General features: G+C 40.0%; 15 protein-coding genes. All 15 read left to right on the top strand.

The features are described 5' to 3' along the window. Entirely contained in the window at positions 1-1371 is a 1371-nt protein-coding gene (locus CCC32_RS08365; protein WP_287073653.1) for a protein phosphatase 2C domain-containing protein, read from the top strand. A gap of 102 nt (positions 1372-1473) precedes the next feature. Continuing rightward, a complete protein-coding gene (locus CCC32_RS08360; RefSeq protein WP_287073651.1) occupies positions 1474-2559 on the top strand; it encodes a hypothetical protein in 1086 nt (361 codons plus the stop codon). A 135-nt stretch (positions 2560-2694) separates the two neighbouring features. After that, on the top strand, positions 2695-4149 hold the full coding sequence (locus CCC32_RS08355; RefSeq protein ID WP_287073649.1) for a DUF4407 domain-containing protein: 1455 nt from the start codon (positions 2695-2697) through the stop codon (positions 4147-4149). A gap of 56 nt (positions 4150-4205) precedes the next feature. Beyond that, positions 4206-4481, top strand: coding sequence for a hypothetical protein (locus tag CCC32_RS08350; RefSeq protein WP_287073647.1), 276 nt, complete (start codon positions 4206-4208; stop codon positions 4479-4481). A 23-nt stretch (positions 4482-4504) separates the two neighbouring features. Next, positions 4505-4669: a hypothetical protein gene (locus CCC32_RS08345; protein WP_022148900.1), complete on the top strand. Its 165-nt coding sequence runs from the start codon at positions 4505-4507 to the stop codon at positions 4667-4669. A gap of 12 nt (positions 4670-4681) precedes the next feature. Then, positions 4682-4852, top strand: coding sequence for a hypothetical protein (locus tag CCC32_RS08340; protein ID WP_287073645.1), 171 nt, complete (start codon positions 4682-4684; stop codon positions 4850-4852). 43 nt (positions 4853-4895) lie between these two features. Beyond that, positions 4896-6947, top strand: coding sequence for a tetratricopeptide repeat protein (locus CCC32_RS08335; RefSeq protein WP_287073643.1), 2052 nt, complete (start codon positions 4896-4898; stop codon positions 6945-6947). Between the two features lie 259 nt (positions 6948-7206). Continuing rightward, a complete protein-coding gene (locus CCC32_RS08330; RefSeq protein WP_287073641.1) occupies positions 7207-7848 on the top strand; it encodes a sigma-70 RNA polymerase sigma factor region 4 domain-containing protein in 642 nt (213 codons plus the stop codon). A 2-nt stretch (positions 7849-7850) separates the two neighbouring features. Then, a complete protein-coding gene (locus tag CCC32_RS08325) occupies positions 7851-9044 on the top strand; it encodes a hypothetical protein (RefSeq protein WP_287073639.1) in 1194 nt (397 codons plus the stop codon). 117 nt (positions 9045-9161) lie between these two features. After that, positions 9162-9950: a hypothetical protein gene (locus CCC32_RS08320; RefSeq protein WP_287073637.1), complete on the top strand. Its 789-nt coding sequence runs from the start codon at positions 9162-9164 to the stop codon at positions 9948-9950. A gap of 130 nt (positions 9951-10080) precedes the next feature. Further along, the gene (locus CCC32_RS08315; RefSeq protein ID WP_287073635.1) at positions 10081-10980 is read left to right on the top strand and encodes a hypothetical protein; all 900 of its coding nucleotides are present in this window, start codon (positions 10081-10083) and stop codon (positions 10978-10980) included. A gap of 64 nt (positions 10981-11044) precedes the next feature. Next, positions 11045-12355 (top strand): hypothetical protein, encoded by a 1311-nt coding sequence (locus CCC32_RS08310; RefSeq protein WP_287073633.1) that lies wholly within the window; start codon positions 11045-11047, stop codon positions 12353-12355. Between the two features lie 35 nt (positions 12356-12390). Further along, the gene (locus CCC32_RS08305) at positions 12391-14427 is read left to right on the top strand and encodes an ATP-dependent DNA helicase (protein ID WP_287073631.1); all 2037 of its coding nucleotides are present in this window, start codon (positions 12391-12393) and stop codon (positions 14425-14427) included. Between the two features lies 1 nt (position 14428). Continuing rightward, positions 14429-15319 carry a retropepsin-like aspartic protease gene (locus CCC32_RS08300; RefSeq protein WP_094440803.1) on the top strand — a complete coding sequence of 297 codons (891 nt, stop codon included), beginning with the start codon at positions 14429-14431 and terminating at the stop codon, positions 15317-15319. A gap of 95 nt (positions 15320-15414) precedes the next feature. Continuing rightward, entirely contained in the window at positions 15415-16311 is an 897-nt protein-coding gene (locus tag CCC32_RS08295) for a hypothetical protein (RefSeq protein ID WP_287073626.1), read from the top strand. The last annotated feature ends 1 nt before the right edge of the window (position 16312 follow it).

Here is a 16312-nt window from a genome sequence, read left to right as displayed (position 1 = left end):
ATGATTACCTTTTCAAAATCAATTAAAGGTTCTAGCCATGATGACAATGGCAAGCCAATGCAGGATTGGAGTGAGCACCTGTATCTTGAAGATTACAAGGCTGACATCCTGCTCGTTAGTGATGGCCATGGTAGTGACAAACACTTCCGAAGCGATCGCGGTGCCAGGTTCGCTGTTGAAGCAGCTAAGGAAGGGCTGGTCGAATTTCTAAAGGATTTTGATCCCATTCTTCCCGAAGAGACCTTTAGACAAAGGGGAATACAGGGAGTAAAGGATTCAACCCATGAGGATTATACGCCCCATGATGAGTATGAGCGGGAATTCCGACAGCTGTTTGAGAATATAAAGTTTCGCTGGTGTGAAAAAGTCGTGAAAGACTGGGCCGAGAATGTTCCTCTTGACAAAGAGCTGAACTATCCGGGCATGCAGGGGAAAAAGATGGACTTGTTATATTATGAGAAGGGCCGTGAGGTGGTTGCTTACGGCTGTACATTGATAGCAGCTGTTAAGACACCCAATTACTGGATGGCATTCCAGTTAGGTGATGGGAAATGCATTGCGTTTCATGCTGATGGCACTTGGTATGAACCTATACCATGGGATAGCCGTTGCTTTTTGAACATTACGACTTCGCTTTGCCATGAGGGCAGTGAAAGTTTTCGTTATTGTTATGGTAACACTGACTGTCCTTGCTTGTTCATCGGATCCGATGGTATGGATGATAGCTATATGCCTTTGGACAAATTGGCGGAATTCTATGGACTTGTGATAAGGGTCGTTGCAGAAAACGGAGTTGATTATGCGACAGAACAGCTTATAAAAATGATGCCTATCATAAGCGAAAAAGGAAGTCATGATGACATTTCCATTGCGTTCTGGCTTGATGACAATGTGGTACTTCCATTAAGTAAAGCCATCCTTTCACGGAGGTTGGATTCTTTGGAAACCGACTCAAAAGAACAAGAGAGTAACAAGAAGGAGGCAGAAAGCAGACGTGTAGAGGTAACGGAGAGAACTAAGCAGCTTCAGCAAGAGTCTGGTGTTTATGAAAACAAACGCTCAGAGCTTGATCGGAAAATGAAAAAGGTTCAGGAAGATAAGAAGAAGGCCGAGGAGGACTTCAATGTCGCCACCTTTCTTTACGAGGATGCTAAAAAGAATCTTGATCAAGTTATCTCAGTTTTTGATAACCTCGAAAAACTCTCATCAGAAAATGAAAGAGCCTATGAGAACCATCTCAGGGAAGTGTGTGTCGCAGAGGAAATGTTCAGGGAAATCGAAAAAGAAATCCAAGCGTTCGAAAAGAAGATAACGCAGGATTTTGAAGAGATGACAAACATCCGGAAAATATTAATCTCACTTGGTTTGTAAATGAAGGAGTGTAAGATTTGCCGTACAAAGGCAGTAGTTAATTCTGAAATCATTTCAGGACTCTGCTGTTGCAGGATGTGTGGGAAATTCTTTCTTGAAGGAATGGTCGCAGATAGTACGCTATCTGTCGGCCAGATTCTTCGGGAGGAAATCAAACTGTCGGGATATAAAGATACGTTGCTCGCCCATGATTCGATTCATGTGGTTGCACAATTAAGACACGTTGATTCTGCTATTTTGAATGCGTTTACTGTTGTACTTGACAGTTGTAGTCATGTGATTCTTGACCTGATGCGTTTATCCCAGGAGGCGTTTGATCCAAATGCAAGAACAATTATATGTAATGGAATAGAAGTTGAGACAGGGCTTAATAGTGCGATAGTATCTTTCATTGTTGATACCTATGCATATGCACTTGGTCTGATGGAACTTCCTATCGAATATAGCAATGATGGTGCATCAAGTGTAAAATTAAAGGTAAATAGATTCGCTGCAGAGAGGACTTCCATCAAATGTGGAGAATCGGTCAGACTTTTCTGGGATGTGAGTCAACCTGATGTGGTAGTGGCTATTTCCGATGGTTTTCATCAGTGGTGTGTTCCTGCCTCTGGATCCTTGACAGTTAAGCCTTCCAAAGATAGAATCTACACGCTTACGGCTGTTAAAGGGGGATATTCTGTCTCGCCGGAAGTCGTTAAAATTCACATGGTGAAGCCTGTCAATATCAACAGTCTTAAAGTTTCGAAACAAAAGGTTTATGAAGGCCAAAGTGTGAATGTAAGCTGGAAAGTTTCCGGCGCTACTCACATTGAACTCTTGGTAAATGATGGATATGAGTATCGAAAAGTTGAAGATGTGACTTCTTTACGAAATAAGGAAATCAGGTTAGTAAGAGACAGCCAGATAATTCTAACCTGTTATAACGATTGCTATCAGGCTCAGAAAATCGTTCATGTACAAGTAAAAGGGGCACCCAGATTTCCTATTCAGGAGTTGACTTGCCTTAAACATCTTCCAGAGATTAACATTCTTGGCCCCGCCTTGCCAGTTATGTATGGCCGTAATCAGTTACTGACAAAACGATTAGAACAGCTGAAGAAGTCAGAAAAAAGGCTGTATAGTTTATTGAAAGGAAGGGTTAGTTCTAGTTTCAAGAACATTTGTAGTCTTTTGAGTAGAGTTAATTGACTAAAAGTGGAATACTGGGTCATCAATAGTGGTTGTTTAACATATAACTTGTTTATCATTTAGATATAAATGGGATATAATGAAGTAGGGGAGACACCTCTATTTTATTAATTTAATATAGTAAAACTTTGACAGATGAGTAATTCTAACACTACTAGAGAAGTAAGCTGTTTTACACGTTTCCTGTGGTTCGTCGCAGGAGCAGATATTGAGATGTTATCTTTGTGTCCACTCGACTATAAGAAATATGAAGCCATAGGGATGACCATCCTGATGACTTCCTTAGTAGGCTTCGCAGCAGGCTCTTCGGCTGCATGGTATTTTACGGAAGATGCCTTGTGGACTTTGGTTTTTGGCCTGTTTTGGTCTTTGCTTATCTTTAGTATTGATAGAAGTCTTGTCGTTACCTTAAAGAAGGATCCTTACAAGAAGTCTTATTATGTCTTGCCTCTTGTCTTTAGAGGTTTTCTGGCGATTTTGGTTGCCGGTATTATGTCAATCCCATTGGAGCTGCTTGTTTTCAATGGTTTCATCCAAAACGACATCGAGAACTATAAATCGGATTTGCTTAAACAGCAACATCAGGATAGCTTTGATGCTCAGCAGGCTGCCGAATATGATTCGAAATCGAAGTCCTTGGACCAGTTATTGAAGAGCGAGTCCAATAAAAAGGATGATATTATAACGGCGATTAACGACAAGAGGTCAGAAAGGCAGAGAGAGGCGAATATGCTTAATCACCCCAATACCACGACATATAATAATGCCCAGGCGAGTGCAAATGGATTGCAACGTCAATTGAATGAACTGTATTCTCTTTCAAACTCCGACTATCGCCGGAACAGAATCCCAGGCTTACGTTCTCAGATAAGCCACCAGAGAAGTGTCATGGCAAGCGAAAGAAATGCGTGGAATTCAAAAGTCAATGCGCGTATATCAGAACTTGACAATGAGATTGCACAACTGTCAGATGCATTGAGAGTGGCGAAGGAAAATATCGCGAGAACTGATAGGGAGAAACAACGTGTAGATTCAACAAGCGTCAGCTATCAGGCCAGGGCTGAAGAGTCCCTAAACAAGACGGATGAGCGTTTTAGAAACGGTAATAATTTTACATTATACTATGCTGTTCTGGCTCATGCAATATATAAGACTCATAAGGTTACGCATGAGCGAATGGGAACTGATGGAAAAACGTATACTTATGAAACAGAAGAGTTTGTAAATAAGGATTTTATGTTTCTCCTGTGGTTTATCAGAGCCATGTTCTTTGTGATAGAACTTCTTCCGAGTATAGTCAAGGTCGTGTCAAAAGCCGGTCAATATGAGCTACGGGTTTATCATCAAGAAGAGGAACTGAAAAAGTACCTTCATAGTCAGGAGTATCAGGATTATTGTTATAAGATGCTGCATGGTGATAATCAACTGGAGATGGATCTTCAGGCACAAAGACACGATGCCGAGAAGAAAGTACAGCATGATATTATTCAGGCAATCATTAATGCCGAGGAATCTGTAGCAAAGGACAGTATTGATAATTGGGAAAAGCTTGAAAAAGGTAAGATGCTTGTACGCAATGGTGTTCTATGAGTATACTTTTGAAAAACAAATGGGATATATAAATAACATAACATAATATACTGAGGATGAAAAAAGCGAATAATAAAAGAGAGCAGTTACGTTTGATTAGGAAATACCTTCATGGCCTGATGAACGATGTCGAGGAACGATCTTTCTTTGATAAGATTAAAATCGATGAAAGTCTTCGTAGATTAGCAGCAGCCGAGGTGGTTCTTTGTAAGAATTACGAGTTTGAGCAGAGACGTAATGAGCTTTTTGTCGAAGAATTACAAAAAATTGCCTCTAGGAGTTTATCTTTTGACAGTAATAGGGATATAGCTACAGAAACAGATATCAAATAGTATTCATTTAAAAGTACAAGAAGATGAGAGATTACGAGAATTACGACGAAGATTACGATTACTTCGAGGAAGAGAAAACGTATGAGAACTACAATGGCAGTTATGCCCAGGATGTAGAAGGTTGGAGCGACCAGGACATAGATGATGTGTTTGACGGTGATCCAGACGCGTATTGGAATATTGACTAAAGAATAGGTGGTATGACAAATACAAAGATTCCTGGAGTGAGTTTCTCATGGAGAAGAGCACTTGGCGTTACAAAAATCAAAAGGAGGTTTACCAATGCTACTGGCATACCGACAACTAAGTCTGGTATCGAGAGAAAAATAGGAGCAGCCGTAGCTGGCGTTGTTCTTAAGTTATTCAAATAGTCTGTATGTAACGATGAATGTTAAACCATAAAAGAATACGGTCGTGAAAATTAGAGTTTTTTTTACAATTTTTATTGCCTTGTTAGTCTGTGTTACAGCAAAGGCTGGTGACATTAAACGTCCTGACAGCTACAATTATCAAAGAGGTTGTGAGGCTGTTTCGAATGGTGAATATGAGGAAGGCATGCGATACCTTCAGCTTGAGCTAAAGGATAATCCCAAGAATGGATATGCCTGGTCATGGATCCTTTCAATCCACATGAATAAGAGAGAGTTTGGTGATGCTGTTGATGCCGGACAGATGGCTCTTAAACTCCTGCCAAAGAAGGATTCTTATTACATTGGCTTCGTTCATAAATCACTCTCCAGGGTGTATTACTATATGGATGACAAAGACAAGGCTTTGTCGGAAATTAGTCTAGCTATTAAAGCAGATCCAAAGGAAATGGATTATGTCGCCATGCGTGCTGACCTCTATTACTACGAGAAGGAATATGATAAAGCCAATGCGGATTTCGAAAAGTTAATCTCTAACAATCCAGGACAACCTACTGGATATATGGGCATTGGAAGGAACCTTCTTGCTCAAAAATCCTATGATGCAGCCATAGAGAAATTCAACTATGCGATGAAGTTGGATGAAGAGTTTTCTCAGCCATATGCCTTTCGTGCCGATTGCTTTATTGGTAAGGGAGACTACCGTTCTGCCGCACAGGATTTGGTTAAGGCTTTGGAGATTGATGCTAATGACAGGGCGTTCTCAATGATGGTTGAATGTAATGATACATGCTATGAGAATATCATTGTCTTGATGAATATCAAAGCCTCCAGTGATACGAAGGAAACAGATTGGGATTATTTCCTTGGAGTTGCGCACCAGGGGCACAATCATTTCCGAGATGCAATCGTCAATTACAAGAAATCACTGGAAAAAGAGCCACATTCTCTTACATGTGAAAACATTGCGGAATGTTATGGCGAGCTAGGCGATTATACGAGGGCTCACCAATATATCGACATGGCCATTGCCATGGATTCTACTCGTAACGATTTGTATCGGGAAAAAGCCGATTATTACTATTATTCAGGTGATTATTCGGAGGCAATAGCCATGATGGACAAATACATCAGTTTTGATCCTGAGGCTTATTTTGGTTATTACCGTCGAGGGTTCTACAAAGACAATACCCAAGATATTGATGGTGCAATTAAAGACTATACCTACTGTATCACATTAGAGCCAAGATATACATACGCTTACCTGGGAAGAGGTGATATGTACATGGCGAAAGGTAATGTCGATGCAGCCATGAAGGATTATCAGACAGTTGTAGACCAAGATACTCTTGTACTCGAACAAGGTAATTGCAGGCAGTACGCATATCAGATGCTTGGCCAGAAAGATAGTGCCGAGGCGTATATGCAACGTATTCTAGACAAGTATCCGACTGAAGGAAATTACTATGATGCTGCTTGCCTGATGTCTCGAATGGGAGAACTCCAGCGTTCCATCGAATATTTGAAGGTGTCTTTTGAAAAGGGATACCATGAAATCAACCATTTGGAGAAAGATGATGACCTTGATGGAATTCGCGATATGATTGAGTACAAGGAACTCGTAGGCAAATACAAACAGATCCTGAAAGAGAAAAACGCCTTGAATGCTGATGACAGCACAAGTGAAGCTGAACTGGAAACTACAGAAATCCCTTTCAACAAGTCCGGAAATATGATGATGATTGAGTGTACGATTAATAGTCTGCCTCTGCATTTCATCTTTGATACAGGTGCTAGCGATGTTAGTATTTCCGATGTTGAGGCAAACTTCATGATGAAGAATGGATATCTACATCCCAATGACGTTGTCGGTAAAGCACGTTATCAGACTGCTGATGGCAATATCTCCGAGGGAACGGTCATTAACCTGAAGCATGTAAACTTCGGAGGCTTGGAGTTGACAGATGTAAAAGCATCCGTCGTGAAGAGCCAGAAGGCTCCGCTGCTTTTGGGGCAGAGTGTGTTTGGTAGACTTGGGAAAATCGAAATTGACAATCGGGAGAAAGTCGTTAAGGTTACACATCCAAAGAAGCAGTAATCTTGAACAGATATGGTATAGTGTAACACTAGACTTGAAGTGTTCTAATCTTGTTATGAAAAGCAGGAGATGACAATGTTGTCTCTTGCTTATTTGCAATCATAAAACTCTCTTTTTTCTAGCAATTTGATGCGGATTTGCACTAATTAAAGTCAAATTATGACTTTATATATTATAAAAAGCCAAAATATTACGAGTTATTCATAGTTATTTCGTAACTTTGCATTAAATTTCGGGTGTTATGGCCAAAAAGATTAGCATGATTCCACAGAGTCAGTCAAACTCTCTAACAGAGAATGCACTGCTTGACTTTATCAGACAAGAGCTCAAAAATTATTATAATGATTGTGAGCCTAATATCATCAGTAAAGTCAGGGCAGCATACCCATCGTTGCGCGATGAACAAATACGTGACATCTTTCAGGATGTTTGTATCGCATTAGTAGAAAAGGCTCATGATGGGAACTTTAGACTGACTTGTTCTTTATTCCATTTTGTGTATCGATGCTGTTGGAATAAGGCAGAGCATGAGACCCGTCACCCAGAGAGAGCATGGCAACTTCCTAATGATGACATCATGCGTGATGATAATCAGGACGATTTTGAGGGTCAGCCTATACAACAAGAAAAGGTTGACCAGTTGCTGGATTCTTTGTTTGATGAACCAGACGAAAGGGAGCAGCTTCTTAACAAAGTTTGTGAGGTTGTTAAAGATCTTCCAGAACCTTGTGATAAGATTCTCTATGGAATGTATAGCACCCCAAAGAAGAGGCAGGAAGTCATCGCAAAAGAACTTGGCTATAGTAATGCAGCTGTAGTAAGGACAATGGCATCTCGTTGTAAGAGTAAGTTTCGTGACAAGTTTAAGTCCATCTATGATTCATTTAAGAAAGGCCTGTAATTATGCTGACAGATAAATACATCGAAAAGCTTCTGGATCTTTACTTCAAGGGAGAACTGTCCCAGGAAGAGAAAGATAAGCTATTTGAGTCTTTGCGCTCAAATCCTTCCTTAAATGATACTGTCCAGTTCGTTTTAAGCCACACAGATCCTTCAAAAGCGGAATTATTTTTGTCTGAGAAGTCCCTTATGTGTGACACGCAACTTATCTCTGAGGAAGATGAGACTATGATTGAGCTTTATCTTTCTGGCATGATGAGTCAGGAAGAAGAAGCAGATTTCATGGACAAGTTAGTGTCTGATGCAGATTTGCGTACCAATATGTTGGCCCAGGCTTTTCTTGTTAAAGCTATTCAGAAGATTCACAATGCTGACAACAAGGCTCTGGATGCGGCAAAGCAAACGACGGTATCTGATGTAAAGTCCTTGTTTAAGGAACTTCAGGATGAAGATGATGACAGGCTAATTGATTCCTATTTGGTAGGCAATTTATCAGAGGAGGAGATGAAGTCGTTTGAAGAAAGATTAAAGTCTGATTTAGATTTCAGAGAAAGGGTTTCTGCTATAACTTTCCTGTCAAAGGGCATAAAAGAACGACAAGAACGGGACGCTAAAGCAATAGAAGATGCCCAAAAAATATCTAAGGAAGATGTGATCTCTACAATTAGGGAGATGGAGAAATTAGGCATTGCCGCATATAAACCAGCTGCATCTAGAACACCTGAAAGTGAACCAGCAGTGGCATCTAAACCTGGAACAATAATTCCAATTTGGTTTAGGCATGTAGCAGCTGCAGCAGTTGTTCTTATTGTTTTTGGATTGGGATTTGATTATTACAATTCTTCTGTGATGATGTCCAATGCAGGAGAATGCATTGAATTTGCATCTACTCAATTACCGCATGATATTCCCCCAAGTAGAAGTGATGGTAAAGATTTGCATGAGCTATTTAAGAATGTTCAATTAAAGAAAGACTTGAAGGAAACTATTGATGAATTAGAAGGATACTATTCGACTGATTCCTATCTTCCTGATCAAGTTCGTCTTGCACTTGCGACCGCATATTTATACGATGGTCAGAAGTCCAAAGCTAAAGATATGCTTAATGAAATAATAAAAGATTCTGAAGCGTCTCCCGATATAAAGGAGAAAGCAAAGCAATTGCTTGAAAGCATAGAAAAGACCTTCATTTTCTAAAATATTCAATCGTAAATAAATAGAGCAGTTAGCGCAACAGCGTTAGCTGCTTTTTTATTGTTTGCATTTTTCGTTCTTCTGGGATATTAGGATGTAAACAATTAAAACAATAAGAAAATGAAGAACGAAATTCAAAAGATTCTGAGAAAGTGGGAAGGAAACCTTCGTCGTAACGGTTCTATGGACGCTACACGTTTCTCACAAGTGTCAAACGAGATTGACAGTTACATCCGTACGAGTAAGAACACTCAGGTTGCAAGGCTGCTGACAAGCTGCAGAGATTCTACGCTTTCGGCATCCCCGAACAATGACAAGATTTTAAGAAATGTCCGTCATGCCCTATTCCTTCTCCAGAAAGAGATCAACGATGAGAAAAGAGAACTTGGATTCGATGTTGACCTGGGTCAGCGCCAGCGTTACGAGGCCATTTCAAAGAAACTTTATTCAGAGAAGCTGAGATTCAAAGGCAATAAAAGCCTAAGAGAGGCAGATGTTACTCTGATGGAAGGCCGGGACTCTCGTAAGGTTCGCAGGATTGTAGAGAAAAGAATGTGTCAGGAATACCACCGACAGCATAAGCACCGTTCCTCTTACCGTAGCTCAGGAAAAGCTCGTCATGAAATGGATCGTGCTGTATCCTACCAGATTTTCAATCTTGGCCAGCTCGACGGACATGCAAACCAAAGAGGAATCGGTACCCATTGGAAGAAGATCGTCGACTATTCTTCAGGTGAGTACGTGATGAAGAAGAAGGTTGAGTACGCAACACTTGAAGAGGCCCAGCTTCATATCGAACTCTATAAGTTTGCCCATCCGAAAGATAAGAGGCCAATGCATGCATACTACTGTGAACACTGTGGTCATTATCATATCGGACATGACCGGGGTACTGAGACAGCTGCTTAAACATATTGTCGTTCAAATCCTCCAGGTTCCTCAAACCTGGAGGTTGAATGGCAAGTTTATGTTTTTGAAGGATTGGGGATAGTATTTTGTAAGGGTTACATTAGAGTATTAACAATTAACGATTAATGATATGAACATCTTTGAGATTTTAAAAAGCCAAGATTCAGATAATCCTATTTTAAAGGATTATCTGGTGAAGGAAGAATTGACAAATGATTGTACTTCCGAATCAGCTCAGCCAGTCGTTGCCAATACGGCTCACAAGGTGGCTGACCCTATCAATATTGAAGATACCTTTAACTTCGTTGGCAAGTCACTTGCCAAGTCTTATAGACGTGGAGAAATCAGTGCGAAAGAATTGCTTAGATCCTATCGCAAGAATGTTGCTGAAGCCGAAACCTTTTGCACTTTTGGATATAAAATCCAAGAACTTCAGGAAGTCATTCGTACTACCCACAATCCTGCTCTGAAAGCAAAGCTAAAAGATGTTGTAGAAGAGAAAAAGGCTCTGAGACAGAAGAGTAACCTTCAAAATCATACAACTCTGGATAAGTTGGACATGTTCAAGATTGATGTGTTAGGTATGGGAATAGGACTGCGCAAGGTTATTGCCTCCATGAGAAAATACTATAAAAAGACGGGAGACAGGAATGCCCTTATTGTCTCTCTGCTTTTAGAGACTGAATTTGCGAATGTTAATGCTAAAAGACTTTCCTCTGAGAAAAGGAGAATGGCTTATGAACGGAAGACTATTTTGCTGACCAGGTTGTCATCCTTGCTCCATGAAGCAGGTTGGAAGTCTGGATATAATGAAGCTACGGGAAAGAATGCCTCCTATCTTGTGTTTGTTTACTTGCCTTCTGGTGTCCAATTAACATGGCATTGTAATGAGTATACTATTCCTCAGTATTATGACAGTTTGGATGATGAATGGGATGGCCAGGTATGTATGACTCTGGAGAAGATCCTCGTGTATATTAAAGAGAATTATCATGAATTAATTCTTTCTCCTTTGAGAAATGCAGCGTGATGTTTATCTTTTCTAACCTTTAGGGATAGTATGATAGAAAGTCAAATTTTAAAACTTAATTGTCATGAGTAATTTTAGAATCAACGAAACCCACATCATGGTAATCCGTAAGGATTCAGCAACAGGGAAATTGGTAACTGATTATTTACCATTGGAGTTTAAGGAGCAGGCAAAACTCAATGAGTTAAAAAAACTGTCGAATACGGCTGGTATAACCGGTGAAGACATGTTCAAGGCTATCCAACAGAAAGGGTTAGGCTATCTGCTCGAATATTATGATTTCTGCGACTGTGTTAGCGGCTCTTATCAGTGTTGCCCGGCAATTAACATCAAAGACGTTAAAGAAGGATTCTATTCTAACAGCCAGGCTTTCTATCGACTGCTGGAATCTCGTACGACACCTTATTGCTTGTCAAAGAAATATAAAGAGTGCCGTGATGATCCTTCTATCGTGGCATACTCCAGCAGACACATCGGTTGGAACAGCATGAATTTCAGCCTAAACGATGACTTGTCAATTGCTTATAACACGAATTTCGGATATGGCTATGCCAACTATTTTACGGCAAACCTGAAATATAAGGATATCGACATCCTTCCTTATTCTATGTGGGTAAACTATTATAATGCAAATATCTTCCAGATTCTGCGCTATACACGTACGTATTGCATATCAAATAGCGAATGGCAGCCAGCTCTGGAATTCGGCCGTGATGTTTGCAATAGCCTTGTTCAAAATCCCAGAGGATTCGCCAACGAATGGCTGGTAGGTGAAGTAAGAAAAATGGTTGATGGCTTACGAAGGATTTTCAATAATCATGGCTCTGTTATCGCTGTCAATGAATCAAATGGCTCCGGTAGAGAATTGAAAACCAAGGAGGAAATTATCCTCTACAAAGGAGAGAAGATGTCTGGTGCTCTTTCTTTCCTTGGGAAGATTAAGGAGATAGAGAAACTAAATGTCTCAATGGAGAGTTATATCACCTCCATTCTTGACATGAACCGTCAAATGGTTCCTCAACTTCAGGAGGTAATCGACGAGTATAAGGAAAAACTGGCAGAGCTTACACAAATTGATGAACAGCTCTTGGAGGAGATCTCTCCCATTAAGAGCTTTGTCGATAACCATATCAATGAGTGTGCTGCTAATTTCGTTGGTGACACAAGCTATTCTTCAAGGCGAGAAGCAGAGAAGATTATGTCAGAAGTCAGCATTGTGTTTATGGAAGCCAATGAACAGTTGAAGGATCTTGAAGAGAAGGAGTCCAGGCTCAGTAATAAGATTTACAACATGAGACGTGTCGTAAATACGCTCTCCGGTTATGTTGAAACCATTGAAAGCTTTATGGAGAGTGAGTATGCAAAAGCAGCATAATCATAAAATTCTTAATTAATCATTTCGAAATTGGGATGTCGATAGATAAAACAAACAAGCAACAGCTTCAGGCATATGAGCTGATAGAAACTACTAATTCCAGCTTTTTCCTCACGGGAAAGGCTGGGACTGGTAAGACCACATTTCTTCAAACTGTCCAGAAGGAGATAGACAAGAACTTCATCGTGCTTGCTCCTACGGGCATCGCAGCGATGTTGGCAGGTGGAGAAACTATCCACTCGTTCTTTGGCTTGCCTCTGCAAATATGCACGCCTAAGACGATAGGAAACATCAATCGCTCCAAAATATCTATTATCAAGAAGGTTGACACAATCATCATAGATGAAGTTTCCATGGTTAGGTGTGATGTGATTGATGCTATTGATTACACCCTTCGGTATGTTATGAGAAATTCCCTGCCTTTCGGGGGCAAACAGATGGTTTTCGTTGGCGACCTCTTCCAACTTCCTCCTGTTTTACGAAAAGAAGAATCGGAGATTATGGATGATCTATACAATACGATGTCCCCATTCTTTTTTAAAGCAAGGGCTCTTAAGCGATTGGCTCTTCCATGCATAGAATTTGTAAAAGTCTATCGACAGAAGGATGATGTTTTCCTTAGCATCCTCGACTCTATACGCTTTAATCGTGCTAGTTATGGTGAATTGTCAGTTTTAAACAAGTGTGTTGACCGTCCTATTCCATCGAATGAAAGAATCATTACGCTTTGCACTCGTAATGATGAAGCGTCTAAAATCAATTTGTCAAAGTTGAATCTTTTAGATTCCGAAGAATTCTGTTTCGATGCCAAAGTGGAAGGTGATATTAAGCTGGATGCCAACCTTCCAGCAGACAAGAAACTTTCCCTTAAATGTGGTGCCCAAGTCATTTTTGTTAGAAATGATCTCTCTCGGCGTTGGGTAAATGGTACTATTGGAACCATCTCCAAATTATCTCAGGATGAGATACAAGTTGTAACAGAGTCCGGAGAGTACAAGGTGTCGCCTGTTTCTTGGGAGTCATATAAGTATGAATACAATAGTAAGGAGAAGAAGATTGTCAAGACACTAGTGGGAACATATACTCAATTTCCGCTTAAATTGTCATGGGCTATAACGATACATAAGAGTCAAGGGATGACTTTTGACAAGATGATTCTGGATTTGAGTCGGGGTGTCTTCTCTAAGGGACAGTTATATGTGGCTCTGAGCCGCGTAAGAAGTCTCGATGGCCTGTTTTTGGTTAAGCCGGTGTCGTTTGGACATATAGGAACGAGTGAGGAGGTGATAGCCTTTGCGAATAGATTCAATGACGATTCTGCTATCAGGAATGAAATCAGTGGCGGCAAGTATCTCTACGAAAGCTTGCGCAATAAAAACTGGGATGAGTTTTCAAGGACTTCATTGAATCTGGGCTTGTCTCTCGCGAGGTCAGGGGATTGGAAGTCTGCAGCTCGGTATATCTCTCAGATGTTTAATGCAATGGTTTCTGACGAGCACCTGGTCAATAGTATTGAGCGAAATATGCTGCCGATTTCAAGATTCAGCAATATCCTCGTCGACTATGTAAGTGCTGCCTTATGTCTTTATTCAGGTGAATATGAGCAGGCTGTTTATTTCGCGGATAGGGTTCGTTCCATGAGAGAATGTAATGATGTGCTGTTCATTAAGGCTCGTGCCTTAACTCTATTGAAACGATATAAGGATGCTGATACAGTAAACATTGAATTAGTGAAATGTCTCGATGGGGAGTTTGATGCTAAAACATATTATGAAGTAGCACTTCTCAATGAAACCCAATTAGGCGATCCTGGTTTGGAAATCTTGCAGTCAGTAGTAAAATACAGGCCAGAATACGATAACTCTATCATTAAGCTGAGAGTTTTCATGAAGAAATACAACATTGACTTGACCGATTCTGATGATAATGAAAATGAATTGGTTGTTCAATTTAATTCAGACATTTCAGATGATGAGATGGTTAATCAACTAAGAACATTTAGATTGAACAGAAAGGAGGATTACAGAGCTTTTGTTAAATTGTTATCAAATTATAAATTCGAAGAACAATAGGATGGGGACAAAAATAGATTGCCCTTTGTTGGATTTTGGAATCGTTGAATATCCAATGGTTATGGCTTCGTTTGTTTCAAAATCAGGTCGAACTGTTGGAGGGGCTTTCATGGTGGATACGGCATCGCGTCATAATGTAATGAATGAGGCGATCTTGGGCATATTGCAAGATAACTGTTTACGTTATGATGGAAAAATGACTCTGACTTCTTTTTCTGGGGAAGGTATTCAAGGGAAAGAAGTTCATTTAGATTTCTGTGTAGGAGGATGTCAGTTTTCGGAACGGTTTTATGCCGCACAAGGCTTAAGTTTTGATTCCGTTTTTGGAGAACATGTTGTGCTGGGTATACTGGGTATTGAGTTCTTGGTCAAGTATGGACTTGCCTTAGATTTTGAAAATCGTTCGCTACATTCATCTTCAATTATTGAAGAAAAGATGGAGTTGTCTGAATACAGCTTCGTTTTTCCTCAGGAATATGGATTCTCAAAGTACGGTCTTCCTGTCGTTGGGATGGTGAAGAATGGGAAAGAATATGTTTGTTTAGTAGATTCTGGAAGTAATCTGAATACAACAACAAAATATGTTTTGGGTAACGGAGATATAACTAACAGACATACAGGACTGAAGAGTTCATTGACCAGTGTGGCAGGAACGAAGATGACAGATTTGATGAATGTGGATTTTGACCTCCTGAGCATCGGAAATAAAATAGGTGAGATAAAGGTTAAGAACTACTCGGCAGAATTTCAGGTTATGGGTAATAGTAAGTATATCTTGGAAGGTTCGAGTAACATACCACCTGTGTCCGCAATCATCGGGGCAGGATTTCTGTTAGAGCATAAATGGGTGGTGGATTTTGCCTCTGGTGTGGTTTATTCTGCTAAAAATTGACAAAAATACAAATTATTTTTGGGATTAATATTATTTTGACGAGAAAATCGAAAAAAATGTGGTAATTTTGTACCGTATTTTAAAACATAACATGTATGGTGACTCTGATTATTCTATTTATCGTGTTAGTGCTTGCACTGCTTATCCTGCCTTTCTCTAAGGCATTAATGAAGGATAAACAGGATTTGCGACAAAGTCCTATTGAAGTCCGCTTCAAGGTTCTCATTGATGAAATCAATAAAGCTTTCTTGGACGGAAAGGGGACAACCGTATATCCAGTTAAGAATGACAATAGGTGGTTAAACCTACATTCTGATGATAGAGCAAATTATTTGTTCCAGTTCAATTATAGTACTGGGCATCTGACTGTTTATCTTCATTATAAGTATCTTCAAAAGGAATTGAATGCAAATGTTCCTTTTTATAATGTAAGAGATGTCGATATTTTCACCCAAAAGAGAATGGCTAATGAGTTCATTCAGAAGATGCGGGTGGCTATTATGAAGCATCAAGAGACAATTGGCATACCCGGGCAGTCTGGTCCGATCCCTTCGCAGTTTATGGATGACGAAGATGATCCAATAGATATGGTTAGCTCAATGTATGGAGACTTGTCTATGCATCAGAAAAAATCAATTATCAACATGGGGTATTTGATATTCTCAGCAAATGGTTCTTCATGGAATGATTTTGTATCTTATGGACCTACTCGTCAGCAGCTTAATTTTCTAAATTTGAACTGGAAAGATTGCCAGCAACAACTCAACTCCGAGGGTGAGAACATTATCTATACAGATCTAAAAGAACTTGAAGATGGAGTTTACGATAGCTTACTTATGTTCTGGTTGTCGATGGTAGTGACGGAGACTGGCCCCGATGACAATAGGGCTGAAAAGTTCCTTTCAATGAATGAAAGGCTTGGGCATTCTGAGCAGGACGTTGAGCAGCGAGTTCAAAAGATTCAGGCTATGATGAATTTCTTTGGTCAATGAG

The sequence above is a fragment of the Prevotella sp. LMAG:51 genome (assembly GCF_008680225.1).
Classification (GTDB): domain Bacteria; phylum Bacteroidota; class Bacteroidia; order Bacteroidales; family Bacteroidaceae; genus Prevotella; species Prevotella pectinovora.
Note: the sequence above shows the minus strand (reverse complement) of the source record. Positions and strands in the feature narration are given on the sequence as shown.

Excerpts from the sequence above, each read along its gene's own strand:
- CCC32_RS08340 (WP_287073645.1), top strand. The coding sequence starts at position 4,682 with ATGACAAATACAAAGATTCCTGGAGTGAGTTTCTCATGGAGAAGAGCA.
- CCC32_RS08295 (WP_287073626.1), top strand. The coding sequence starts at position 15,415 with ATGGTGACTCTGATTATTCTATTTATCGTGTTAGTGCTTGCACTGCTT.
- CCC32_RS08305 (WP_287073631.1), top strand. The coding sequence starts at position 12,391 with ATGTCGATAGATAAAACAAACAAGCAACAGCTTCAGGCATATGAGCTG.
- CCC32_RS08325 (WP_287073639.1), top strand. The coding sequence starts at position 7,851 with ATGCTGACAGATAAATACATCGAAAAGCTTCTGGATCTTTACTTCAAG.
- CCC32_RS08320 (WP_287073637.1), top strand. The coding sequence starts at position 9,162 with ATGAAGAACGAAATTCAAAAGATTCTGAGAAAGTGGGAAGGAAACCTT.
- CCC32_RS08315 (WP_287073635.1), top strand. The coding sequence starts at position 10,081 with ATGAACATCTTTGAGATTTTAAAAAGCCAAGATTCAGATAATCCTATT.
- CCC32_RS08360 (WP_287073651.1), top strand. The coding sequence starts at position 1,474 with ATGGTCGCAGATAGTACGCTATCTGTCGGCCAGATTCTTCGGGAGGAA.
- CCC32_RS08330 (WP_287073641.1), top strand. The coding sequence starts at position 7,207 with ATGATTCCACAGAGTCAGTCAAACTCTCTAACAGAGAATGCACTGCTT.
- CCC32_RS08300 (WP_094440803.1), top strand. The coding sequence starts at position 14,429 with ATGGGGACAAAAATAGATTGCCCTTTGTTGGATTTTGGAATCGTTGAA.
- CCC32_RS08310 (WP_287073633.1), top strand. The coding sequence starts at position 11,045 with ATGAGTAATTTTAGAATCAACGAAACCCACATCATGGTAATCCGTAAG.
- CCC32_RS08350 (WP_287073647.1), top strand. The coding sequence starts at position 4,206 with ATGAAAAAAGCGAATAATAAAAGAGAGCAGTTACGTTTGATTAGGAAA.
- CCC32_RS08345 (WP_022148900.1), top strand. The coding sequence starts at position 4,505 with ATGAGAGATTACGAGAATTACGACGAAGATTACGATTACTTCGAGGAA.
- CCC32_RS08355 (WP_287073649.1), top strand. The coding sequence starts at position 2,695 with ATGAGTAATTCTAACACTACTAGAGAAGTAAGCTGTTTTACACGTTTC.
- CCC32_RS08365 (WP_287073653.1), top strand. The coding sequence starts at position 1 with ATGATTACCTTTTCAAAATCAATTAAAGGTTCTAGCCATGATGACAAT.